The sequence below is a fragment of the Cellulophaga sp. BC115SP genome, from assembly GCF_009905545.1.
In the GTDB taxonomy this organism is placed as follows: Bacteria; Bacteroidota; Bacteroidia; order Cytophagales; family Spirosomataceae; genus Flectobacillus; species Flectobacillus rivi.
The window spans coordinates 1-2220 of record NZ_JAAALB010000117.1 but is presented as its reverse complement, the minus strand read 5'-3'; the positions used below and the strand labels follow the sequence as shown (position 1 = coordinate 2220).

Here is a 2220-nt window from a genome sequence, read left to right as displayed (position 1 = left end):
GAAACACAATCGGCTGGTATGGCTTATACGACAGCCTCAGACAAAGAAATCGGTTTGTATGCGGATGGTAAAGGCGCAATTGGCAACACGCCATTTGTCGCAAAAGACGCTACTGACGTCATCAAGGAAGTCTTGGGTGGTTCAAGCGTGAGCGCTTCTACCGAAGGTTCTCCAGAGGCAGCCACTCCATTCTATAAAAAGCCACTCAACTACGTGTTGGCTGGATTAGCCCTTTTGGCTGGCTACTTTGCTTGGAAGTCTTTTAGTAACGAGGACGAAGACTAAGATAATCATGCTAGACAGCCTGTCATTGATAGGCTGTCTGGTCTTAACTCAAACACAATGGCAATTGATATAAAAAATGTCCGTATAGGAATGTCCGTTAAGGCAACCTCCCCTAAATACGGTTACGTAAAGTTGTATGATACTGCCGATTGGGATGAAGATAATCCAAGCAAGATAGACTTTGGTGGTGTCATTGGTAAGATGAACAATGGGCTTCAATTGGGGATTATTCAAGATGTCTATGAAGACTCTAAACTAGCCTTGGTTCAGTTGTACAAACCTATTTTGTATATGCTGAAATATCGTACCAACGCCATAGTTCCTTTGTCTGACCTTACCACTATTTCAACACCAACGGTGGTTTCTGGAACGAAGAACTACTATTGCACTGGCGATAGTGTCAGAATCAGAACAGGGGCATCTTTAACCTCAGCAATTAAATCAGCCGTCAATAAAGGTAATTTGATTGGTCAGTCTGATGGTAAAAGTGTCAATGGCTTTTTGAAGTTCAATTTGGCAACGGGTGGTGTGGGTTATGTGGCTGAACAATACTGTTCGACGGTCAAACCTGTCACTTCACAACCTGTCAAAAAGACGGTCACTAAAACAGATACTAGCACAGGAAAAACCAAGGACGTTGTAGTAACTCAAGTGGACACAGGCGAAGGCTGGACAGTCAAGGAAGTCATCATCAAAGGCGCAATCGGTGCAGTAGCAGGCTTTTTAGCAATTAAACTCATTGGTAAACTCTTTAAACTCCAAGGTGATTAATGAAAGCACTAAGCCTAGCATGGGGAACTTTCCTCAAGGTGGTCAATAAACTCACCTCATCGAGTGTATTCTGGTACGTGGTCTTTGGTGCGGCTGCCTTTTATGCCTACAAGCGATTGACAACGCCCAAAGAGGAAACCTTTCTGGAACTCCCACTTCCTAATTCAGGCTCAGGGCTTCCCAAAGACTGGAATCCCAACCCATTGGTAGAAGAATTCCATGCCTACTTTGACTCATGGTTTGGCAATAGCGATGATTTGAGAGATGCCTACATCAAAGCTCTTTCATTGACTAATGACCAATTCCATCTCCTTGTTCAGACCTATAATGCCAAATACGGCAAAAAGGATGCTGCAACACTCTGGACAAGAGTCACAAGCTGGAAGAAGATCCTCTTCTCTTGGAATGGCGACCAGCAAGCTCGAATGGAACAGCGCATGATTGCCCTAAAACTTAACTACTAATGAATAACCAAAGCGGATTATTAGGCAATCTAGGTACAGCCAATATCAATGTACAATTTGATGTGCCTAGTGCCCTAAAACTTGGAGCTACTGCCCTAGGGGCTGGTACGCTCCTGATTCTTATCTCAATCTTTTTGAAAAAGTGGATTAACAACTAATATATGCTACCCTTTGAATGGCTCACATACCGAAACCCTTACGGCTATATCTCCAAAGTTAGAGACGTAGCACAAAGACTCAAAATCAAGCCTGAATGGCTGATGATGGTCATTTGGGTGGAAAGTAAGCACAGCTCGCAAGCAGAAAATAAGCTCTCAGAAGCATTCGGCTTGATTCAATGTTTGCCAAGTACGCTAAGGCGTTTGGGCTATTCATTAGGGCAAGTCAGGGGTAAGTTTGGAGAATGGCAATTAGAACACCTAGTGTATCCTTATCTCAAACCCTATATCGGGAAGATGAACTCAGCCTATGATGTGTATCTAGCTATTTTCCATCCCGCTGCCCTTGGTAAAGGTGATGGCTATGTTATTGCCTACGAGCGTGAAAAAGCTTACCAGTACAACAAAGTATTAGATACAGTTTATGGCGACAGAGACGGCAAACTGGAAGTATTAGATGTAAAATTCTTCTTTAAAAAGTCTGTCCAAAATGCCGTAAAACTCCACAAGAAACTACCTGAATACAAAGACAAAATTCCGTT

5 protein-coding genes are annotated in these 2220 nt (G+C 43.0%); all 5 read left to right on the top strand.

The genetic code is table 11. From position 1 onward, the window contains the following. Positions 1-285, top strand: a 285-nt coding sequence (locus GVN22_RS27035; protein WP_166554117.1) for a hypothetical protein, incomplete at its 5' end; no start/stop codon positions are given. 57 nt (positions 286-342) lie between these two features. After that, on the top strand, positions 343-1056 hold the full coding sequence (locus GVN22_RS27030) for a hypothetical protein (RefSeq protein WP_166554116.1): 714 nt from the start codon (positions 343-345) through the stop codon (positions 1054-1056). Next, a complete protein-coding gene (locus GVN22_RS27025) occupies positions 1056-1520 on the top strand; it encodes a hypothetical protein (RefSeq protein ID WP_095160514.1) in 465 nt (154 codons plus the stop codon). The genes GVN22_RS27030 and GVN22_RS27025 overlap by 1 nt, the downstream gene beginning before the upstream one ends. Continuing rightward, complete coding sequence (locus GVN22_RS27020) at positions 1520-1678, top strand: hypothetical protein (protein WP_166554115.1); 159 nt, start codon at positions 1520-1522, stop codon at positions 1676-1678. The genes GVN22_RS27025 and GVN22_RS27020 overlap by 1 nt, the downstream gene beginning before the upstream one ends. Positions 1679-1681: 3 nt before the next feature. Next, positions 1682-2220 (top strand): transglycosylase SLT domain-containing protein (locus GVN22_RS27015; protein WP_166554114.1); only part of this gene is annotated, 539 nt, incomplete at its 3' end.